Annotated in this window: 20 protein-coding genes and 2 pseudogenes; 16 read left to right on the top strand and 6 right to left on the bottom strand. The window is 39.3% G+C overall.

Going from position 1 to position 20,304, the window contains the following annotated elements:
* The first annotated feature begins 74 nt into the window (after positions 1 to 74).
* Positions 75 to 668 carry a tetracyline resistance-associated transcriptional repressor TetC gene (gene tetC / locus PR833_RS04180; RefSeq protein ID WP_000428546.1) on the top strand — a complete coding sequence of 198 codons (594 nt, stop codon included), beginning with the start codon at positions 75 to 77 and terminating at the stop codon, positions 666 to 668.
* Positions 669 to 780: 112 nt separating this feature from the next.
* Here tetC and tet(B) read toward each other — a convergent pair whose 3' ends face one another.
* Positions 781 to 1,986, bottom strand: coding sequence for a tetracycline efflux MFS transporter Tet(B) (tet(B), locus tag PR833_RS04175; RefSeq protein WP_001089072.1), 1,206 nt, complete (start codon positions 1,984 to 1,986; stop codon positions 781 to 783).
* A gap of 81 nt (positions 1,987 to 2,067) precedes the next feature.
* Between tet(B) and tetR(B) the strand changes: the two genes are divergently transcribed.
* Positions 2,068 to 2,691, top strand: a complete 624-nt coding sequence (tetR(B), locus tag PR833_RS04170; protein WP_000088605.1) for a tetracycline resistance transcriptional repressor TetR(B) — start codon at positions 2,068 to 2,070, stop codon at positions 2,689 to 2,691.
* Here tetR(B) and PR833_RS04165 read toward each other — a convergent pair.
* Genes PR833_RS04165 through PR833_RS04155 form a run of 3 tightly spaced genes read right to left on the bottom strand, consistent with a single transcriptional unit; the run spans position 2,669 to position 4,062 of the window.
* Positions 2,669 to 3,355, bottom strand: coding sequence for an ArsR/SmtB family transcription factor (locus PR833_RS04165; protein WP_272525902.1), 687 nt, complete (start codon positions 3,353 to 3,355; stop codon positions 2,669 to 2,671). The two genes, tetR(B) and PR833_RS04165, sit on opposite strands and share 23 nt — an antisense overlap.
* A 7-nt stretch (positions 3,356 to 3,362) precedes the next feature.
* Positions 3,363 to 3,749 (bottom strand): hypothetical protein, encoded by a 387-nt coding sequence (locus tag PR833_RS04160; protein ID WP_000460651.1) that lies wholly within the window; start codon positions 3,747 to 3,749, stop codon positions 3,363 to 3,365.
* Entirely contained in the window at positions 3,742 to 4,062 is a 321-nt protein-coding gene (locus PR833_RS04155) for an antibiotic biosynthesis monooxygenase family protein (RefSeq protein WP_040132382.1), read from the bottom strand. Before PR833_RS04155 ends, PR833_RS04160 begins: the two co-directional genes overlap by 8 nt.
* 443 nt (positions 4,063 to 4,505) lie before the next feature.
* Between PR833_RS04155 and gltS the strand changes: the two genes are divergently transcribed.
* The 4 genes from gltS to PR833_RS04135 all read left to right on the top strand — a co-directional run bounded on the left by gltS (position 4,506) and on the right by PR833_RS04135 (position 8,505).
* Positions 4,506 to 5,711, top strand: coding sequence for a sodium/glutamate symporter (gene gltS / locus PR833_RS04150; protein ID WP_000599533.1), 1,206 nt, complete (start codon positions 4,506 to 4,508; stop codon positions 5,709 to 5,711).
* 230 nt (positions 5,712 to 5,941) lie between these two features.
* Positions 5,942 to 6,847: a LysR family transcriptional regulator gene (locus tag PR833_RS04145; RefSeq protein ID WP_004922785.1), complete on the top strand. Its 906-nt coding sequence runs from the start codon at positions 5,942 to 5,944 to the stop codon at positions 6,845 to 6,847.
* Positions 6,848 to 6,903: 56 nt separating this feature from the next.
* Positions 6,904 to 8,145, top strand: a complete 1,242-nt coding sequence (locus PR833_RS04140; protein WP_040132383.1) for a D-amino acid dehydrogenase — start codon at positions 6,904 to 6,906, stop codon at positions 8,143 to 8,145.
* Between the two features lie 9 nt (positions 8,146 to 8,154).
* The gene (locus PR833_RS04135) at positions 8,155 to 8,505 is read left to right on the top strand and encodes a RidA family protein (RefSeq protein WP_004922788.1); all 351 of its coding nucleotides are present in this window, start codon (positions 8,155 to 8,157) and stop codon (positions 8,503 to 8,505) included.
* 162 nt (positions 8,506 to 8,667) lie between these two features.
* Here the strand turns inward: PR833_RS04135 and PR833_RS04130 are convergent, their stop codons facing one another.
* Complete coding sequence (locus PR833_RS04130; protein WP_004922790.1) at positions 8,668 to 8,937, bottom strand: DUF1471 domain-containing protein; 270 nt, start codon at positions 8,935 to 8,937, stop codon at positions 8,668 to 8,670.
* 290 nt (positions 8,938 to 9,227) lie between these two features.
* On the opposite strand from PR833_RS04130, the gene PR833_RS04125 reads away from it, so the two are divergent.
* From PR833_RS04125 to PR833_RS04080, 10 genes and pseudogenes are all read left to right on the top strand, one after another.
* Complete coding sequence (locus PR833_RS04125) at positions 9,228 to 10,880, top strand: alpha-keto acid decarboxylase family protein (protein WP_072502480.1); 1,653 nt, start codon at positions 9,228 to 9,230, stop codon at positions 10,878 to 10,880.
* 346 nt (positions 10,881 to 11,226) lie between these two features.
* A complete protein-coding gene (locus PR833_RS04120) occupies positions 11,227 to 11,658 on the top strand; it encodes a DcrB-related protein (RefSeq protein ID WP_014656615.1) in 432 nt (143 codons plus the stop codon).
* A 5-nt stretch (positions 11,659 to 11,663) separates the two neighbouring features.
* Positions 11,664 to 15,935 (top strand): RHS repeat-associated core domain-containing protein, encoded by a 4,272-nt coding sequence (locus tag PR833_RS04115; RefSeq protein WP_272525901.1) that lies wholly within the window; start codon positions 11,664 to 11,666, stop codon positions 15,933 to 15,935.
* A 12-nt stretch (positions 15,936 to 15,947) separates the two neighbouring features.
* Positions 15,948 to 16,538, top strand: a complete 591-nt coding sequence (locus tag PR833_RS04110; RefSeq protein WP_071599657.1) for an imm11 family protein — start codon at positions 15,948 to 15,950, stop codon at positions 16,536 to 16,538.
* A 260-nt stretch (positions 16,539 to 16,798) separates the two neighbouring features.
* Positions 16,799 to 17,014 carry a hypothetical protein gene (locus PR833_RS04105; protein ID WP_004922802.1) on the top strand — a complete coding sequence of 72 codons (216 nt, stop codon included), beginning with the start codon at positions 16,799 to 16,801 and terminating at the stop codon, positions 17,012 to 17,014.
* Between the two features lie 12 nt (positions 17,015 to 17,026).
* A complete protein-coding gene (locus tag PR833_RS04100) occupies positions 17,027 to 17,623 on the top strand; it encodes a hypothetical protein (protein ID WP_014656623.1) in 597 nt (198 codons plus the stop codon).
* 456 nt (positions 17,624 to 18,079) lie between these two features.
* Positions 18,080 to 18,244 (top strand): hypothetical protein, encoded by a 165-nt coding sequence (locus PR833_RS04095; RefSeq protein ID WP_230085228.1) that lies wholly within the window; start codon positions 18,080 to 18,082, stop codon positions 18,242 to 18,244.
* 30 nt (positions 18,245 to 18,274) lie between these two features.
* Positions 18,275 to 18,355: pseudogene (locus PR833_RS04090) on the top strand (RHS domain-containing protein); the annotation flags it as partial.
* 48 nt (positions 18,356 to 18,403) lie between these two features.
* Complete coding sequence (locus PR833_RS04085; RefSeq protein ID WP_272525900.1) at positions 18,404 to 18,964, top strand: RHS repeat-associated core domain-containing protein; 561 nt, start codon at positions 18,404 to 18,406, stop codon at positions 18,962 to 18,964.
* Positions 18,965 to 18,977: 13 nt separating this feature from the next.
* The gene (locus tag PR833_RS04080; RefSeq protein ID WP_272525899.1) at positions 18,978 to 19,646 is read left to right on the top strand and encodes a hypothetical protein; all 669 of its coding nucleotides are present in this window, start codon (positions 18,978 to 18,980) and stop codon (positions 19,644 to 19,646) included.
* 301 nt (positions 19,647 to 19,947) lie between these two features.
* On the opposite strand, the pseudogene PR833_RS04075 reads toward PR833_RS04080, so the two are convergent.
* Positions 19,948 to 20,282 (bottom strand): annotated as a pseudogene (locus PR833_RS04075) (IS1 family transposase); the annotation flags it as partial.
* Positions 20,283 to 20,304 lie beyond the last annotated feature (22 nt).

Genomic DNA, 20,304 nt, shown 5'->3' with positions numbered 1-20,304 from the left:
TGTTCTTAAGATTGTCACGACCACATCATCATGATACCATAAACATACTGACGGTATGTTATTTTAGATCTATCATGGAAAATAAAAATCATCAACAAGAAAATTTTAAGAGTACCTATCAATCACTGGTTAACTCAGCACGAATATTGTTTGTTGAAAAAGGCTATCAAGCTGTTTCAATAGATGAGATCTCGGGAAAAGCGTTGGTGACCAAAGGTGCCTTTTATCATCACTTTAAAAATAAAAAACAATTACTCAGTGCCTGTTATAAGCAGCAATTAATTATGATTGATGCCTACATCACAACAAAAACTGATTTAACAAATGGTTGGTCTGCCTTAGAAAGTATATTTGAACATTATCTTGATTATATTATTGATAATAATAAAAACCTTATCCCTATCCAAGAAGTGATGCCTATCATTGGTTGGAATGAACTTGAAAAAATTAGCCTTGAATACATTACTGGTAAGGTAAACGCCATTGTCAGCAAATTGATCCAAGAGAACCAACTTAAAGCTTATGATGATGATGTGCTTAAAAACTTACTCAATGGCTGGTTTATGCATATCGCAATACATGCGAAAAACCTAAAAGAGCTTGCCGATAAAAAAGGCCAATTTATTGCTATTTACCGCGGCTTTTTATTGAGCTTGAAAGATAAATAAAATAGATAGGTTTTATTTGAAGCTAAATCTTCTTTATCGTAAAAAATGCCCTCTTGGGTTATCAAGAGGGTCATTATATTTCGCGGAATAACATCATTTGGTGACGAAATAACTAAGCACTTGTCTCCTGTTTACTCCCCTGAGCTTGAGGGGTTAACATGAAGGTCATCGATAGCAGGATAATAATACAGTAAAACGCTAAACCAATAATCCAAATCCAGCCATCCCAAATTGGTAGTGAATGATTATAAATAACAGCAAACAGTAATGGGCCAATAACACCGGTTGCATTGGTAAGGCTCACCAATAATCCCTGTAAAGCACCTTGCTGATGACTCTTTGTTTGGATAGACATCACTCCCTGTAATGCAGGTAAAGCGATCCCACCACCAGCCAATAAAATTAAAACAGGGAAAACTAACCAACCTTCAGATATAAACGCTAAAAAGGCAAATGCGCTACTATCTGCAATAAATCCGAGCAGTACTGCCGTTTTTTCGCCCCATTTAGTGGCTATTCTTCCTGCCACAAAGGCTTGGAATACTGAGTGTAAAAGACCAAGACCCGCTAATGAAAAGCCAACCATCATGCTATTCCATCCAAAACGATTTTCGGTAAATAGCACCCACACCGTTGCGGGAATTTGGCCTATCAATTGCGCTGAAAAATAAATAATCAACAAAATGGGCATCGTTTTAAATAAAGTGATGTATACCGAATTCGATTGCGTCTCAACCCCTACTTCGGTATCTGTATTATCACGTGTATTTTTGGTTTCACGGAACCAAAACATAACCACAAGGAAAGTGACAATATTTAGCAACGCAGCGATAAAAAAGGGACTATGCGGTGAAATCTCTCCTGCAAAACCACCAATAATAGGCCCCGCTATTAAACCAAGCCCAAAACTTGCCCCTAACCAACCGAACCACTTCACGCGTTGAGAAGCTGAGGTGGTATCGGCAATGACCGATGCCGCGACAGCCCCAGTAGCTCCAGTGATCCCTGAAAGCAAACGGCCTAAATACAGCATCCAAAGCGCACTTGAAAAAGCCAGCAATAAGTAATCCAGCGATGCGCCTATTAATGACAACAACAGCACTGGGCGCCGACCAAATCGGTCAGACATTTTTCCAAGCCAAGGAGCAAAGATAACCTGCATTAACGCATAAAGTGCAAGCAATACGCCAAAGTGGTTAGCGATATCTTCCGAAGCAATAAATTCACGTAATAACGTTGGCAAGACTGGCATGATAAGGCCAATCCCCATGGCATCGAGTAACGTAATTACCAATGCGATCTTTGTCGAACTATTCATTTCACTTTTCTCTATCACTGATAGGGGGTGGTAAAATAACTCTATCGATGATAGAGTGTCAACAAAAATTAGGAATTAATGATGTCTAGATTAGATAAAAGTAAAGTGATTAACAGCGCATTAGAGCTGCTTAATGAGGTCGGAATCGAAGGTTTAACAACTCGTAAACTCGCCCAGAAGCTAGGTGTGGAGCAGCCTACATTGTATTGGCACGTAAAAAATAAGCGGGCTTTGCTCGATGCCTTAGCCATTGAGATGTTAGATAGGCACCATACTCACTTTTGCCCTTTAGAAGGGGAAAGCTGGCAAGATTTTTTACGTAATAACGCTAAAAGTTTTAGATGTGCTTTACTAAGTCATCGCGATGGAGCAAAAGTACATTTAGGTACACGGCCTACAGAAAAACAGTATGAAACTCTCGAAAATCAATTAGCCTTTTTATGCCAACAAGGTTTTTCACTAGAGAATGCATTATATGCACTCAGCGCTGTGGGGCATTTTACTTTAGGTTGCGTATTGGAAGATCAAGAGCATCAAGTCGCTAAAGAAGAAAGGGAAACACCTACTACTGATAGTATGCCGCCATTATTACGACAAGCTATCGAATTATTTGATCACCAAGGTGCAGAGCCAGCCTTCTTATTCGGCCTTGAATTGATCATATGCGGATTAGAAAAACAACTTAAATGTGAAAGTGGGTCTTAAAAGCAGCATAACCTTTTTCCGTGATGGTAACTTCACGGTAACCAAGATGTCGAGTTAACCACCCTTTAGATTCATAAAGCGAAAATAATGCGGCTCCAACGTACCCACCTAAATGGAAACGGCGTTCACTCCAATCTAAACACGCACAACAGATTTTACGTGAATGTTTGGAAGGAATGTCAATTCCCATTTCATGAAAATATTGAATACCACTTAATGTGATCATTGAACCATTTTCAGTGATCCATTGCTGTTGACAAAAGGAATCATAGATCTTAACGGCAACTTCACCAGCTAAATGATCATAGCAAGTACGTGCTTTTCGTAAATGCACAGGCGTGGAAACTTTGGCATGTACGCCATGGTTTAAGGAGATCCCCATCATACTTTCCATCAATTCAGCAATATCTTTTCCTGCTAGCCGAAAATAACGATGCTTGCCTTGAGCTATTACTGTGATTAGCTGGCAATCTAATAATTTAGATAAATGACTGCTCGCCGTTGAAGCTGATATATTCGCCACAGAACTTAGCTCAGTGGCCGTCCAAGCTCGCCCATCCATCAAAGCACTGAGTATTTTAACTCGTGAAATGTCAGACATAGCCGCCCCTATCGCGGCTATTGAGGACTCAAAGGTAACCTCTTTTCGTATTAAATTAGCCATCGCAAGTTCACTTTATTGCCCAAGGGAGCGTAACAGATGCAGCCATACTATCATTGTCCGTTATTAATATCAGTTGGTTAGCATGGTCACTGTATTGCACTAAAATATTAATGTTATTCTCCGCCAATACTCGTGCTATTTCGCCAAGTTCCCCCGGTTTTTCCTGTTTTAACTTACGAATTAATGGTGTCCGGATCGCAAGTACTAACAGTCCAGCTTGCTCTAGCGCTATTTTAGCTTCCTTTCCTTGTTCAACAAGAAAATGAGCATGGCATTCATCACCAACCGTAAATATCCCTCCCCCTTCCAATCCAATACCTTTATTACCTAATGTTTTTCCTAGTAATGCTAATTGTCCTATTTGATTGTCTAAAACAACGTGAACATCAAACATTATCCTTGTCCTTTTTAAATGAATATTCGCGAGTAATATGAGCAATACTAATTTTGTAAAAATCAAATATTGACTCTCGCCCTTCTTGTTGAGCTTTCGCATGTAAAACATGATTTTTCCATTGCAGAACTGCGTATTCGTTTTCCCACCAAGATAGCGATAATATTTTTCCTTCTGTAGCTAAACTTTGAAAACGTTCAATTGAAATAAAACCAGCTACATGACTTAATAGTGGTCTTAACTCCTCAGCTAAAGTCAAATAGCGAGTTTGTTGGTCGGGTTGTATTTGCACCTCAAATATTACAGCAATCATATTTTTCTCCGTTATTAATCAACAAACAGAGTAATCCACCCGAAAATTAACACTTCGATAAGCAACGAAATATAGAAAGATCATGCTGCTGTTTTATGTTGTATATCACACTTCTTTAAATTGCTTGGCCTGCGCTTATCATGTTCTCCTTCTCTTATAATTTTGTTTATTATTTATACTTTTTTATTTTTTGCTATCACCGAAAATAGTGCGGATCCCGCATGGTATTTAGGTTTACCCATCATTAAATACCATTGTTGTTATTTTAACCTTTTTAATATTTCATGATTAAGATCACACTTAAATTATGACCCTATTAACTAAAAGTTATGGATACCCTAATAAAACTCATTGTTAAAAATTAGTTAACCAAAGTAACTTCATTTTTCACTATTGTTAAATTGTTATAGTGAAAATTCTGGTAAACTAATAGAGGTAAAAAAATGATCCTAGATGCCAGTTATACATTATTAGTCGCATGTATCGCGCTACTCATAGGAATGTTTGTCGTAAAATTTACCCCGTTCCTACAAAAAAACCACATACCAGAAGCCGTCGTTGGTGGCTTTATTGTTGCAATTGTTCTGTTAATTATTGATAAAACATCAGGTTATTCGTTTACTTTTGATGCTTCATTGCAAAGTTTATTAATGCTCACATTCTTTTCCTCTATCGGGCTAAGTTCTGACTTTTCTCGACTGATTAAAGGAGGAAAGCCGTTAGTTCTATTAACTATTGCAGTAACGATCCTAATCGCCATTCAAAATACTGTCGGCATGAGTATGGCTGTCATGATGAATGAAAGTCCATTTATTGGCTTAATTGCAGGTTCAATTACTCTAACAGGTGGTCATGGTAATGCCGGAGCATGGGGCCCTATTCTCGCTGATAAATATGGTGTAACAGGCGCCGTTGAATTAGCGATGGCTTGTGCAACACTTGGATTAGTGTTGGGTGGTTTAGTTGGCGGCCCTGTTGCCCGTCATCTTTTGAAAAAGGTCTCTATTCCTAAAACAACCGAGCAAGAGCGCGACACTATCGTTGAAGCTTTTGAGCAACCAAGCGTCAAAAGAAAAATCAATGCAAATAACGTTATTGAAACCATTTCAATGCTGATTATCTGTATTGTTGTTGGTGGCTATATCAGTGCATTGTTTAAAGATACTTTTCTGCAACTGCCTACTTTTGTCTGGTGTTTATTTGTCGGTATTATTATCCGTAATACACTGACTCATGTATTTAAACACGAAGTGTTTGAGCCGACCGTCGATGTATTAGGTAGCGTTGCTTTATCGCTTTTCTTGGCAATGGCGTTAATGTCATTAAAATTTGGTCAATTGGCAAGCATGGCAGGGCCAGTATTAATTATCATTGCTGTACAAACTGTTGTCATGGTGCTATTTGCCTGCTTTGTCACCTTCAAAATGATGGGCAAAGATTATGATGCTGTCGTGATCAGCGCGGGTCACTGTGGCTTTGGTATGGGAGCAACACCAACAGCAATTGCGAATATGCAAACAGTCACAAAAGCATTTGGACCATCACATAAAGCTTTCCTTGTCGTTCCTATGGTCGGTGCCTTTATTGTTGATATTTCAAACAGTATCTTAATTAAAATATTTATTGAAATTGGTACGTACTTTACCTAATAGCTACACACTACTCGGCGTACTTCTCCTAACAATTTATTATAGGGCAGTATGCCGAGCCGCTTTCTTACCCCGTATATTCCCCTAGTCAATCTATTTAGCTTGCACGTTTACGAATTAATTCTCGTGACAACTAAACCAAAATTTGAATTATGACGAGTATATCTGATTATTTATACTTTATTCGTTAGAATAGTCCGTAGAAATAAATAATCAGTAGGCTACATGGAATGAAATTAAGACATCTCGATATCTTTTATGCTGTAATGACTTGTGGTTCCTTAACGCGTGCGGCTGAAGTTTTACATATTTCTCAACCCGCGGCGAGTAAAGCACTCAAACATGCTGAGCAACAATTAGGGTTAGTATTATTCCAACGAATTAGAGGGAAATTATTACCAACCGATGAGGCTTTACTGCTTTTTGATGAAGCAAAAGAAGTTTATCGAAATTTAGACCGCTTAAGAATATTAGCGCAAAATTTATCCAAAAACCCTCAGGGAAAATTAGCGATTGGCTGTTTACCAAGCCTAGGTTTAAACTTAGTACCTGAAGTCACCGCTCTGTTTATTAAAAAACACCCCAATATAAAATTAACGATTGGCACCCATCATACCGTCGATATCATGCAATTATTAACCCAACAAGACCTTGATATTGGTATTGGTTTCAATTTGGCTATTGAAGGCGGAATTACGGTATTACCCATCGCTGAAATCCCCCTTGTTTATGTTGATACGCAAAAACATGAAGGTCCTGTTTCATTAGCTGATATTGACCAAGATCGTTGGATACATCCAGGTTCAGACTCATTAGCGCAATTATTACAGCAATACCATGAGTTCTCGGTTTCAAATATTAGTGTGCATACCTACCACATGGCGGCTGAATTTGTTCGAGCAGGATTAGGTTGCAGTATTACTGATATTTTCTCTGCTGAGCACACATTACCAAAATCGATGATCTATCCACTCAAAGAGGATCTGCATTTAGCTGTTTCAGTTTTCCATCGTGCGGATAGACCATTGACTAAAGCGGCTCAAAACTATGTAAATACTTTGTCACTAACCCTCGAAAAAAGAAATAAAGTAGTTAACCAAAAGTTATACTCTGGCAATGAAAACTCAATTGTTTAGTTAACTTATTCGCCGTTAAATAATAACTCCTCAGTTATTATTGGTTGCGGATAATTATGAAAAAACATGTGGTGGTTATTGGTGCAGGTGTCATTGGCCTTAGTACTGCATATGCTTTAATCAAAGCGGGTCATGCCGTCACTTTATTAGAATCAGAATCTGATGTCGGCATGCAAACAAGTTTCGCCAATGGCGGACAACTTAGCTATCGCTATGTTTCGCCGTTAGCAGATGCAGGAGTACCATTACAAGGTTTAAGTTGGATGGGAAAAGATGATTCACCATTGAATTTAAAAATACAATTTTCCCTGCAACAATGGGCTTGGTTAACTCAATTCACCTTAGCTTGTAATCGCAAAACAAATAAAATTAATGGTGCTCACCAACTACGCCTCTCTTTACTCAGCCAAGAGATCATGAATATCTGGCGTAATAATGGTGATATCGGTGACTTTGCTTGGGAAAAATCGGGTAAACTAATTATTCACCGTGACCAAAAAAGCTTTAATAAAGCTTGCGAAACCATCGACAGTCAATTTCAAAAGGTTTTAAATCCGACTGAAATTACCGCCTTAGAGCCATCATTAAAGAATATTCAATCACAGTTAGTGGGCGCAATTTATGCTCCTGATGATGAAAGTGCAGACTGTTATTTATTCTGTAAAAACTTACTCCAATATTTATCAACTCAAGCAGATTTTACACTATGCTTACAACATTCTGTTGTTTCATTTATTAAAGATGATAAGCGAATTACAGGTGTTATTACTCCGCAAAGAACAATTTCTGCCGATGATGTCATTGTATGTGCCGGAAATGGAAGCAGGAAACTGCTAAAAACATTAGGTATTCATGTACCAATGCTTGGCTTAAAAGGCTATAGCCTTTCTATTCCTTATCCAGAAAAAGAACATGTGGTGCCTAAAATCAATGTAACTGATTATGGAAATAAAATTGTTTATGCAAAACTTAATCAGCAACTTCGCATCGCCGCAATGGTGGATATCGGTTATGACAAATTAGGCTTGCGTGATAACCGAATTTCCGCCTTAAAAAATATTATTAAAAACACATTCCCTGATGTAACAAATATTGAAGATGCCGAAACATGGTGTGGATTACGTCCATCAACACCAAAAGGGCCACCAATATTAGGCAAAACTGGATATAACAATCTTTGGTTAAATATTGGTCATGGTAGCTTAGGGTTTACCTTAGCCGCTGGCAGCGCTCAAATTCTCAGCCAATTAGTTTCAGGAGAAACATCTCCCATCTCTTTAACTGGATTAACGAGGTAATACAACAATATGATCAAACGTAATAATCCAAAGCCACGTTTAGCTGATAGCGTTGAATATGCAGGCTTAGTTTATTTATCAGGACAAGTTCCTAATGATTTAAATGGTGATATCACAGCTCAGACACAAGATGTACTTGCAAAAATAGATACTCTATTAGCTGCAAGTAACAGTGACAAAACACGTATTCTTTCAGCCCAAGTTTGGATCAAAAATATGGAACGTGATTTTGCTGCTTTTAATGCTGTTTGGGAATCATGGATGCCAACAGAGAATAGCCCTGCACGTGCTGCCGTTGAAGCAAATATGGCTAGAGAGCAAGTGCTTGTGGAAATCATGGTAACCGCTGCGCAACGTTAGTGCCGATTTCAATAACGATACTTTGGCCTAAAAAAGCGCTTTATATTCCATGGGCGTTTGACCTTTGCATATCACTCTCAACAGGTTAATCCCTACCTAAAAAACAACTAAGTTGCATCGTTCCCTTTAATAAAGGGTGAATGATACAACTTAGTTTAATGATTATTTTTTATATAAGCTGGCCGTTACCGAAACATCGTTTCCACTTCCTTCAGACTCAACCGAAGTAATAACAAAATATTCAGCACCTTTCTCATCCGCTTTTTGAGAGATTGCCTTTACATAATCAGCAGATACACCATCATTCATAACAACATTGACCGTGCCTGCAAATTTCAAATACAGAGATTTTGTATAATTAATTTCTGTCGCCCCAAACGCTAAAGGACTTAATAATGCAAAAGATAATACAAGTATTTTTAGTTTTTTCATAATAAAGCCACCTTAACAATAATTTTTTGTTTATAAACAATAAAAAACGTTAATGACTTATATTTGTTCTGTCAATGACTACACTATCTAATTCGTTTATTCCTTTCTAGATTGAAAATATTGTTAGCTCTTAATAAACAAAAGATTACCCTACATTCTCATTTTTAAGCTTTATTATATTATTTTATTTATATAACAGCGATCACATAGAGCAGTTCCATTTAAACTCATCTACAAATGATATTTCATTATTCATTACCGACTGTCTTAAAAGCATAATGGAGAAAATGATGAAAAAAACAGTAGTACAATATTTATTAACTCGATTATACGATATAGGTGTTAGCGATATTTTTGGTGTTGCTGGGGATTATTCATTTCCAATTAATGATGCCATTTGTGAAAATAATAAAATGCGCTGGATTGGCTGCTGTAATGAATTAAATGCAGCATATGCTGCAGATGGGTATGCGCGAATAAAAGGTATAGCTGCATTATCAACAACATTCGGTGTTGGTGAACTCAGTGCTATCAATGCTATTGCGGGCTCTTACGCTGAATATTTACCTATTTTTCATTTGGTAGGTATGCCATCTAGCGGTGCACAGGAAAGTAAAAAAATTCTTCATCACTCTTTAGGAGATGGGGATTTCACTCTGTTCTATAAAATGTTTCAACCTATTAGTTGTGCGCAAGCAATTCTTACCCCTGAAAATTGTATTGAAGAAGTAGAACGGCTGATCACATACGCTTTATTTAAGCGCCAACCTGTCTATATCGGTATTCCATCCGATTATGCTGAAATGCCTATTCATACAAATAAACGGTATTCAGTATGCACTGATATTCCCCAAAGTAATAATCAAAACCTAACCAAAGTTATTAATATAATTTTAAATAAACTATTAACTAGCCAAAAAATTAGCCTACTTCCGGGAATTTTAGCTTCTCGTTTAGGATTAATCGATGAGCTTCAAACCCTAATAAATAAATCAAACTTACCTTATGCCACCATGATTATGGATAAAGGGGTACTCAATGAAACAGCATCTAATTATATGGGCATCTATTACGGGCATTTAATAAATACCCCTGTTAGTGAATATATAGAAAGCAGCGATTGTATTATTAGCATCGGTGCAATGATGACGGATATGAATACGGGCTGTTTTACTGCCGCTATCCCTTCAGAATATCATATCAATATCATGCCTGATTATGTCAAAATTGGTTCTACAGTATACTCTCAGGTGTATATGAAGGATGTACTCGCTAAATTGAAAGAGCGAATTCCCTCATTTCATCAAAACCACCCTAAAGTTCAATGCTTAGATGAATCATTGTTCACCGGCTATCAATCAATATCGGCTGAATATCTATATTCTCGATTCGAAAAGATGTTTAAAGAAAATGATATTATTTTTACTGACACAGGAACCCCATTAATGGGTTTAGTCTTTGCACAACTTCCTAAAGGGGTTCAATTCTGTAACCAAACCTTGTGGGGGTCTATTGGATGGTCTACTGCCGCCGCTTTCGGAGCGGCTTTGGCAGCACCTAAGCGTAGAGTGATCTTAATTACAGGGGAAGGGGCTCATCAGTTAACAGCACAAGAAATTTGCCAGTTTGCACGTTTTCAATTAAAACCGATTATTTTCATTATCAATAATGATGGGTATCTATTTGAGCGCTTAATATGCAAAGATCCGGAAGCTTATTACAATGATATCGCTAAATGGGATTATGGAAAATTACCCGCTGCATTAGGTTGTCATGATTGGAATTGCCAAAAGGTAACACGTTGTAATGAACTTGATATCGCCATCAATCATGCTGAGTCATCCCCTTTTGCATCCTACATTGAAGTGGTCACTGATAAATACGTTGCACCTGAACTTGCACATAAATTACGGGGAGCATTAGATTCGTTATACTCTTCTTAATATGAAATAACTATTATGATAAGAACTGGCAGCTGGTTATTAAATAATCAAAACCTTGCCAGTTTTTGCATTAGTCATTTTCTTTTTGCCTTATTTTTGTGCAATGTTCTCCTCTTAAAAAATGCCAAGCTAGAAGCATGATAAAAAGCATTAATTATCAATTAGTTATTTCATTTAATTGTTATTTCAAATCGAAATTTAAAAAATTATGATTAACATTTATCTTGGAATAACTCAAATTTTCATTTAGGTATGTAGGCTTAATATGGTATAACCGATTATTAAGAGAAATTTAATGGTTATATAATTTAAAAAAGAATAATATTCATACTTAAGCGAGATACGAATGATTACTGAGTCACGTTGTGTTTTTTCTGAAGGCAGTGTTACCCTCCCCGATGGATATAAAGAACAAACCGTCAATATCCTGATTTCCCCCACAGGGAATGCGGTTAACATTTCTCGGGATGACAAACCCGCTGATGAAACCTTTGATGACTATGTCGCTCGTCAAAAGCAGCTGTTACAACGCTCCCTGAAAGATTGGCAACTCCTTGAAGAAAAGCCCTCTGTACTGGGACTCGACGGCATTCACGGCTATCTCATCAGCTCACGCTATCGTCCCAATAAGAAACAGCAAGTGTATCAAATTCAAGCCGTTTACCCTTTCAGTGATACCCAAACCCTGATTTTCACAATGTCATCCCCCAACGCCTTTAACGATAAGCAATGGGCGTGGATGAACACCCTCCTGCTTAGCTTTCAACCAAGAGGGTAACCACCATGCCAGAAGCCGCCAGAGTCGGTGATATCATCGGTCATTCAAAATCGATGTGGGGAATGCTCATCGGTACGGTATTAGGGGCAGCTATTGCCATAGGAGGCGCAGTCATCTCTGGTGCCTTGATGGGGATTGGCATTGGAACAAGTTATGTTGGTATCGGCTTTTTTGCTATTGGAGCTTCAGTAGCAATTGGGTATGGCACAGCTAAGCTAGCGGAATGGGCACGGGATAAATGTGTTGAAACGGGATCTAAATCCTTAAGCCCCTGCGGGGAAATCAAAACCGGCTCTCACAATGTACGAATTAACGGTAAGGCCGCCGCCATTTCCACTCGCAGTGACGTCAAGTGCGATAAGGAAAATAGTCTGCGTCAAATGGCACAAGGCTCTGACTCGGTGTATATCAATGGATTCCCTGCTTCTCGGGTCGGTGATAAAACCACCTGTGATGCCACGGTGATGGAAGGCTCCCCCAATGTCCGGATTGGTGGGGGGACACAAGCCACTGAAGATATAGAGCCTGAAATTCCGTCTTGGGTCACTACGGCCTCTGATTTAACCATGTTATTTGCGGGATTTTTAAGCTTTGGTGGAGGAGTGGCGAAAGGCCCCAGCGCGGTGGCAAAGCTGTGGAGCAAATTACCAGGCAGCGCCAAAATTAGCCGTTTCTTCTGTCGTTATGGAACGGTACTTACAGCGATGAGCATGGCAATCCCCGCAATCGGCATACTCACTCGCCCTGTGGAGGTGATTGGTGGGCAGAAAGTATTAAACGGCGAGGATGAGCTGGATTTTACCTATGAGTCTGAATTACCGCTTCACTGGCAACGCAACTATTTAAGCAGTTATTGTTATGAGGGTGTATTGGGTCGAGGCTGGAGTTTCTTTTGGGAAACCCAATTGATTAAAACCGAAGACGGCTTTGTTTGGCAAAACCTGTCGGGTGACATCCTTCCGTTTCCAGACATCCCACTAGGGTATCGTAGCTTTTGTGAGGCTGCCCAAGGCTGGATGATCCACAATGACGATGACAGTTGGACGTTTCAGGATGCAGGTGAACTGCGTTATCATTACCCCCCTTTTGATACCGAAGGTCGCAGCCGCTTAAGCCACGTCATAGATAATGTCGGTAATGAGCAACGTTTCCACTACAACGAACAGCATCAACTCATTCACATTACCGGTTGCGGTGACCTGAATATCGTTTGTGAATACCAATCCTTTCCGTTTGAAGAAAAAACGGTATCACGTCTCACAGCCGTGTATCAGGTAAACGCCAATCAAGCTCGTCGCCGTCAATGTGCTTATTTTTATAACGAACACGCCCAACTGGTACGTGTCGAACAGCACACAGACCACCCTTACCGCCAATTTGGTTGGACAGATGCTGGCATCATGGCGTGGCATACGGATAAATATGGTTTACGCAGCGAGTACCGTTGGGAACTCTCCGACGATAACCTGTGGCGTGTGATTGAAAACACAACCAGCGAAGGGGAAAGCTACCGACTGGAATACGATGATATCCATCTCACACGCACCGCTTATTGGCATGATGGCTCTACCTCATTTTGGCAACTCAATGATAACTATCAAATCATTCAGTACACTGACCGAACAAGCATCAAAACCGAACTCTTGTGGGATGAGTTTGGGCTACCTTGCGGCTGTCGCAACGCCGAAGGACATACGCAAACCAGTGAATGGGATGAGTTAGGACGATTACTCAGTTTAACCGATGGTAATGGCAACCAAACCCGCTGGCAATACCAAAATGAACGTGACCGCCTTATTGCTGTCTTTTGGCCTGATGGCACTGAATCACGTTTAGAGTATGACCGTTTTGGACGGTTAATCAAAGAAATCTCTCCACTGGAGCGAACGACCGAATACCGCTATGACTTTAAAACTACACTGCGCCCCACCGTCCGCATTGATGCCAAACAGGGGCGCAGCGAGTTCCTCTGGACAAAACGCGGACAATTACTGCGTCATACCGACTGCTCTGGCAAGCAGCACTACTGGCATTATGATGATGAAGGTCGTTTGGTTTCTCACACTAACGCCTTACATGAAGCCACAGAGTACCACTACGATAATGCAGGACACATCACGCGCATTGTGTTGCCGGATAATTCTACCGTTCAATTGGCCTGGAATGCCGCGGGGCTCCTCACCCATCACCAACGCAATGACAATACCCCGCGTCAGTGGCAATACAACGCCTTCGGTCGCGTCACAACGGAAATCGATAAACTCGCTCGACATATCCATTACCATTACAATGCTGAAGGCGTATTAATTTCAATTGAAAACGCCAATGGCGGACGTTACCTACTCAACCGTGATGCCGAAGGCCGACTCATCGAGGAAATCAGACCGGATGATACGCTGCTTCAATATCGCTATAACAGTTTCGGACGTTTAGCCGAGGAAACTCGTTTAGGCGACCGCGTGTTCCCTTCCGCAGCTCGCACGGTGTTGTTACAGTATGACCCCGCGGGTAACCTTGTTCAACGGGAAACATTAACTGATAGCTATCAATACCAGTGGGATAGCCTAAACCGCCTGTTGGTGGCGTCGAGGCAACCGAATCAACTCGGCCTTGAAATGGGCTTGCAGGCTAACCAAGTTCACTTTACCTATGATGCCCTTGGGCGTATTACCCGTGAGCAAACGGGCGATGATATCGTCGAATTTGCTTACGATGAACTCAATAATCTGAGCTGTCTGACGTTACCTCAAGGTGACAGCCTAAACTGGCTCTATTACGGTTCAGGGCATGCCACTGCCATCAATCACCTTGTCGACGGCACCCCGCACTTAATCACCGAATTTGAACGCGATGACCTGCACCGTGAAATCAGCCGTACCCAAGGTGCTCTAACCCAATATCGACAGTACGATAAGCTGGGACGGACGATAAGTACCTTCAGCTCACGCAATAAACCGCATCCACTCAACGGCATTGCCTCATCACGAAAATGGTTCTATGACGAACAAGATAACCTTGGCGCGATGGAAGACCATTATCGGGGTTGGGTGGAATACCTGTATGACTCTGAGCAGCGACTGAAAAAAGTCGCCAGTGGCGAAAACATGGATGCCATGCTGTTCTATGACCGTGCGGATAATCTGTTAGAGCGTCCTCAATCAGAAATCGAGGCTCAAACGCCATCAATGCCTGCCCTAAGCCCACAAGGGGATAGGCTACTTCAATTTCAAGGCTGGCAATATCGCCATGATGCCTATGGTAACGTGATTTCACGCGGGCACCCTAACCAAGCCAAACAAACTTATCAGTATGATGGGGATAACCGTTTAGTTATCGCCCAAACCAGCGACATGAAAGCCCAATATCACTACGATGCACTGGGTCGTCGCATTCATAAAGTGGTTGAGTCACGGGCTTACGGCACACTGAAACGACATGAAACCCATTTTGTGTGGCAAGGGCTACGGTTGCTGCAAGAGCAGGATATCAATACGGGTAAATGTCAGACCTATTGCTACGAAGAGCACGGCAGCTATACCCCACTCGCCGTCATCGTGAAGCAACCCGCCGGCTACCGTTATTACTGGCACCACTGCGACATTAACAGCGCCCCACTCGACGTCACCAACGAACAAGGCAATACGGTGTGGTCAGGGAAATATGAGCGCTTTGGCTTTGTTCGCAGTAGCCCATTGAGTTTCTACTCTGACCCCGAACGCAAGATGGAGTCCTTTGAGCAGAACTTACGCTATGCTGGACAATATTTTGACAATGAAACCGGATTGCATTTTAATACGTTCAGATTCTACGACCCACAGATAGGCCGTTTTATCATGCCCGACCCAATTGGGTTGCTGGGTGGGATGAATCTGTATCAGTATGCGCCGAATCCATTGGTATGGATTGACCCTTGGGGGTTAGCTGCTTCTGGTGATTATAAAGAAATGCCTGTCATGCCTGGTTTTCAGAAACACCATAACATTCCACAATCGATGGCAAATCATCCAGCGATTATAAGTTCAGGCTATGATATTAATAATAGTCAAAATATTACTCAATTACCATCGTCTAAAACTGCGATTGAGCAAAATCCAGAAAGGACGGTACATCGAGGGAGGCATAATAAAGCTTACGATAGTTATATTAGCAATGAGCTTGATAAGATACATGCTAATAATGCAAGCCCAGAGATAAAAAGGATGCAGATTCAAGCTCTGTCAGATGATGTAGGTAATCGCCTAAGAACCAAACAAATAAAACTTAACAATGCCTGTTAATAGGAAGATAAAATGAGTTATATAATTTCTAGTATTACAAATACATTTAACTTACTTGAATATTGCCATAATACCTCTGTGGACTACACTCTATTCCGTGAAGGAATTAGTTTAAAAGGAAACTGTTTTCAGATTAATTATAAGGCAAAAAATAAAGCTAGCTTGAATAAAATAAAGAAAAACCATATTTTATTTACCACAGGCATTGAATTAGTTAGTTCAGAACTTCGAGAAGTTCTAGAAAAAATAGCACCAACCGAGGTTGAGTTTTTTGATGCAAACATTTTTTTTGGAAATTACGTACTACATAGCTACAGTGCTATCAATGTGTTAACAAAGATAAATTGTTTTGATATGGAAAAAAGTGAATTTACATTAACTAATTTTGACCCCCATAATCCCCAATATGCATTTTTATATACAGTACTGTTAGATGAAATACCATATTCTTTCGATATTGTAAGAAGTGAAGAAACTCCCAATACAATAGTTGTGAGTGATAAGCTAAAAATAGCTATCATTAATGCAGGGCTAAAAAATATTGAATTTTGCAAATCAATTGATTTGACCCCTAAAAATAGAAGTTCCTGTGAAACTAGTTAAATATTTGTTTTCCAATTTAATCATGATACAGCGGATGATAACCACTACTAAACGAATTGCGTCACAATCCTATAAAGATAAATAAGATTATATCAGACACATATGGATGATATTCCGGATCAATTGATTAAAATAATGCAGGAATAGTTAGACATATAGAAGGTGGCAGACAAGCAGGTACTAACGTTGAGTTGCGGGAAACCTATTTACCACCACTAAACCCAGCTGAAACAGGTCGTAAGGGAGGATCTTACACCGACATGACATTTACTGATGCTAAAGGTCGCACAGTTTACATTCAGACGGTAGACAAAGGCAATGTGAATGGAATGAGTCAACGGGAATGGGATAACGCAGTTCGAATAACCCAACAAAATCCAAACGCTGTTGTTATTACCGTGCCTAAAGGTAACACTTTACAGCCGGGAGCATTGAATGTTGACAACATGCTTGCTGGCACAGTCACACAACGCTAAAAAGGATTCTATATGACAGCTAAAGTTAAACTGCCTGGTATTGAAGTTTTTATGAGTAAAGTAGATGAAGATAACTTTTCAAAAGCCTTGGGTGATTATTTTAAAGAAATTAAATTCATTGACAATTATGTTTGGGATACTCTTGATCCCCCTGTAAGAAATTCGATTTCCTTATGTTATGGTGCAATAAATTCAAACGTTACAATCATCAATAGTGATATAACTAGTATAAGTGATTATAAAAATAACTATGTATTTCCACGCCCAAACAACGCTGGTTTTTCGGGTAGTTTCGTCGGTAAAGGATTAGTTCAATTTATTCACTCAAAGGAAGCTGATTTTGCAGCAGGATGCTTGAGAAATGGGACAATATCAGCTTCTTATAAACCAGCAGAAGACCCTGAAACAGAGGCATTCGTTAAAGGAGTTTGGAAAATCTTCAAAAAAGGAGCCAAAAAGGTTTATGCTATTAACAGGGAAACGGGTGAATTGTATCGTGACAAACCTGAAACTCGGTATTTTGCTTGGCCTGATGCTGCAAAAATTTATGATGGTACAGATGGTCGCTACTTAACAGCTACCGCATTTAATTTTTATATTGCTAAATAACAAGTATAGAAGGCAGTTTTACCTGCCATCTCAGACTGCTAACAAACATATTATGTTTGGCGGCAAGTCTAATAGGTTTTGAAAATAAATTACGAAAATCAATTTATTGATTTTCGGCTGATAACACAAAGTGGGAAAAACCACGCTTTTATCCCGCTTTGCCAACAACCTCACACGGTGTGCGACCAGACCTTTTGAATAACCCAACGCTTTTCCGAGCTCATCATAAGTTGGGGGTGCCCCGTCTTCTTTGATGCATTTAACCAAATACCCACCATTAAGCCCACATTCTGATTATCAGGTTAAAGAATTATTAGGGGTTACCTAGACTTACAGGAGGCGCTCTACCTTCATATTTTTCATAACGATCAGCAGGGGCAACCCTGCTTTTCAATATTTGCCTTACAGGCATAGCCTTCTTGAAATAACAATGCACTGAGTCGTCATATTCATAAAGTGGTTGAATCACGGGCTCACGGCAAACCAACACGCCACGAAACCCATTTTGTCTGGCAAGGACTATGGTTACTGCAAGAGCAGAATATCAATACCGGTAAATGCCAAACCTATTACTGCGAAGAACACGGCAGCTATACCCCACTCGCCGTTATTGTGAAGTAATCCAGTGGATACCACTATTACTGGCATCACTGCGACATTAGCAGTGCCCCACTTGATGTCACCAACGAACAAGGCAATACGGTATGGTCAGGGAAATATGAACGCTTTGGCTTTGTTCGCAATAGCCCATTAAGTTTCTACTCCGACCCAGATCGCAAGATGGAGTCCTTTGAGCAGAACTTACGCTATGCTGGACAGTATTTTGACAATGAAACCGGATTACATTTTAATACCTTTAGATTCTACGACCCACAAATAGGCCGTTTTATCATGCCCGACCCAATTGGGTTATTGGGTGGGGTGAATCTGTATCAGTATGCTCCGAATCCATTGGTATGGATTGACCCTTGGGGGTTAAGTGTTGTCCGTGATAATTACAATACTGCAAAAACTCTATCAGAACCGGAGGTGCTTAAACAACTTCAAAGCAAATACCCTTCAGCACAGTATGAAATATTAGAGCAACCGCGAGTCTATATAAATGGAGAGGTTGGACCAACCGGAAAAGCTTTGTATTCTAATCCTGACTTTATGGTTATAGATAGAAACTCAGGGAATATTATAGACTTAGTTGATGCTAAAAATGGAAACGCCCCATTTACAGCTAATCAAAAACTACTAAATGAAAAAGGTGGAACATTTAAAGGATCAAGCCGTAGTGCTGTTTTACCTAGAGGTAGTCAAGCAAAACAATTAAACCTAATTCTTTACGTCAAATAAGGACATCATGCTAATGAAACCAGTTAGTCTATCAAGCAAAAAAGAACTTATGCTAAACGAATTAATTGAATTCATGAAGCATTATAATGCTAAATACAAAAAATCAAAATGTGAATTTGAGATTTTTGAGAATGAAGTCAGCAAAATATGTATGTTGAATTTTATTAATAGAGGGAGTCATTTAGCCTTAAGAACTTTTTTATACATTAGTATAGATGGCATAAATAAGGAGTTCAAAAAATTAGCAAAAAATACAGTTTGCCCTCCTTATATCTATGGAGGTGAAATTACTGAAATTTGTGAACATTTTAATATAAAAATCGGCAGAGAGTATACAGAACAGATCATAACATCTGATACCCGCATTAATGACATAATTACCGAATGGAAGAATGATTTTATTAAAATATGCATTCCATTTTTTGATAAATATAGTTCCCCCAGCGAATCAAATAAAGAAATCAATGATATTAATCAGTTAAAACTTCCTCCTTTAGCTTTAAGTACTAGTAACAGAATATTAAAAGGAAGCTTGTTATTAAAATTATCTTCTCAACCAAAATATTATGTAGAGCAAACAATGGCATTGTATAATGAAATCTCAATTAACAGTAAAAATAAAAAATTACTTGACGATTTTAATGTCATTAAAGAATATGTCGAGAATAGTATAAATAATTAACAATTCAAACATCAGATTCCAATTGACTGCATTTACTTAAAATTTAGATTGTCAGGTTTAGTATGTTAGGCATAATTAAACCTGACAGTCTAACCAGAGTGAGAAGAAGTAATTAATTATAAATAACGACATAGACTACTATAGAAGCTAGATAGTCTGAACGAGGTTTAAGCCATTATTTAAAATCTTAATTTTTCAGTATGTTGGATATTCAGTGATGACTTTTTCGACTTCAAACTGTAGGCAATAAAACCATCTAATAAATACTCATTTTTCGGTCGTGTATTCAATATAGAGATCATCACAATAGGTAATGCTCCCGTTCTATGAATGTACCGATGATTTTATCATGCATTTCAGGTGACTTTGAGTAACCTAACGTCTTACGGTTAAGCTGCTTTAAGAGATTTCTCAAGTTCAAATTCTCTCTTTCTATACGTTACGTTGTGTATAAAACTTACTTGCCACATGTTTTTGTTTGGGTAATATCTCATAAGCACTGAGCTTATCCGTGCACCAAAAAGCCACATTAAATCTAGACAGTAAAGCCAGTAACTGGCGAAGAGTTCTCTTGTTTCGACGACCAAACGTATGAGCAATAATCCGTTTTAGGCGAGGTTCCCAAGCATACCAGAGTGTCCACTCCCCCTAAAATAAG

The organism is Providencia sp. PROV189, assembly GCF_028480065.1.
Lineage (GTDB): Bacteria > Pseudomonadota > Gammaproteobacteria > Enterobacterales > Enterobacteriaceae > Providencia > Providencia stuartii.
The sequence above is the reverse complement of the archived record's forward strand: the minus strand, read 5'-3'. Positions and strand labels throughout refer to the sequence as shown.

Coding starts and splice junctions, on each gene's coding strand:
- tetC (WP_000428546.1), top strand. CDS start 75: ATGGAAAATAAAAATCATCAACAAGAAAATTTTAAGAGTACCTATCAA.
- PR833_RS04130 (WP_004922790.1), bottom strand. CDS start 8,937: ATGAAAAAACTAAAAATACTTGTATTATCTTTTGCATTATTAAGTCCT.
- PR833_RS04085 (WP_272525900.1), top strand. CDS start 18,404: ATGGAGTCCTTTGAGCAGAACTTACGCTATGCTGGACAGTATTTTGAC.
- PR833_RS04115 (WP_272525901.1), top strand. CDS start 11,664: ATGCCAGAAGCCGCCAGAGTCGGTGATATCATCGGTCATTCAAAATCG.
- PR833_RS04140 (WP_040132383.1), top strand. CDS start 6,904: ATGAAAAAACATGTGGTGGTTATTGGTGCAGGTGTCATTGGCCTTAGT.
- PR833_RS04120 (WP_014656615.1), top strand. CDS start 11,227: ATGATTACTGAGTCACGTTGTGTTTTTTCTGAAGGCAGTGTTACCCTC.
- PR833_RS04100 (WP_014656623.1), top strand. CDS start 17,027: ATGACAGCTAAAGTTAAACTGCCTGGTATTGAAGTTTTTATGAGTAAA.
- PR833_RS04160 (WP_000460651.1), bottom strand. CDS start 3,749: ATGTTTGATGTTCACGTTGTTTTAGACAATCAAATAGGACAATTAGCA.
- PR833_RS04165 (WP_272525902.1), bottom strand. CDS start 3,355: ATGGCTAATTTAATACGAAAAGAGGTTACCTTTGAGTCCTCAATAGCC.
- PR833_RS04080 (WP_272525899.1), top strand. CDS start 18,978: ATGAAACCAGTTAGTCTATCAAGCAAAAAAGAACTTATGCTAAACGAA.
- PR833_RS04155 (WP_040132382.1), bottom strand. CDS start 4,062: ATGATTGCTGTAATATTTGAGGTGCAAATACAACCCGACCAACAAACT.
- PR833_RS04145 (WP_004922785.1), top strand. CDS start 5,942: ATGAAATTAAGACATCTCGATATCTTTTATGCTGTAATGACTTGTGGT.
- PR833_RS04125 (WP_072502480.1), top strand. CDS start 9,228: ATGAAAAAAACAGTAGTACAATATTTATTAACTCGATTATACGATATA.
- PR833_RS04135 (WP_004922788.1), top strand. CDS start 8,155: ATGATCAAACGTAATAATCCAAAGCCACGTTTAGCTGATAGCGTTGAA.
- gltS (WP_000599533.1), top strand. CDS start 4,506: ATGATCCTAGATGCCAGTTATACATTATTAGTCGCATGTATCGCGCTA.
- PR833_RS04110 (WP_071599657.1), top strand. CDS start 15,948: ATGAGTTATATAATTTCTAGTATTACAAATACATTTAACTTACTTGAA.
- PR833_RS04105 (WP_004922802.1), top strand. CDS start 16,799: ATGACATTTACTGATGCTAAAGGTCGCACAGTTTACATTCAGACGGTA.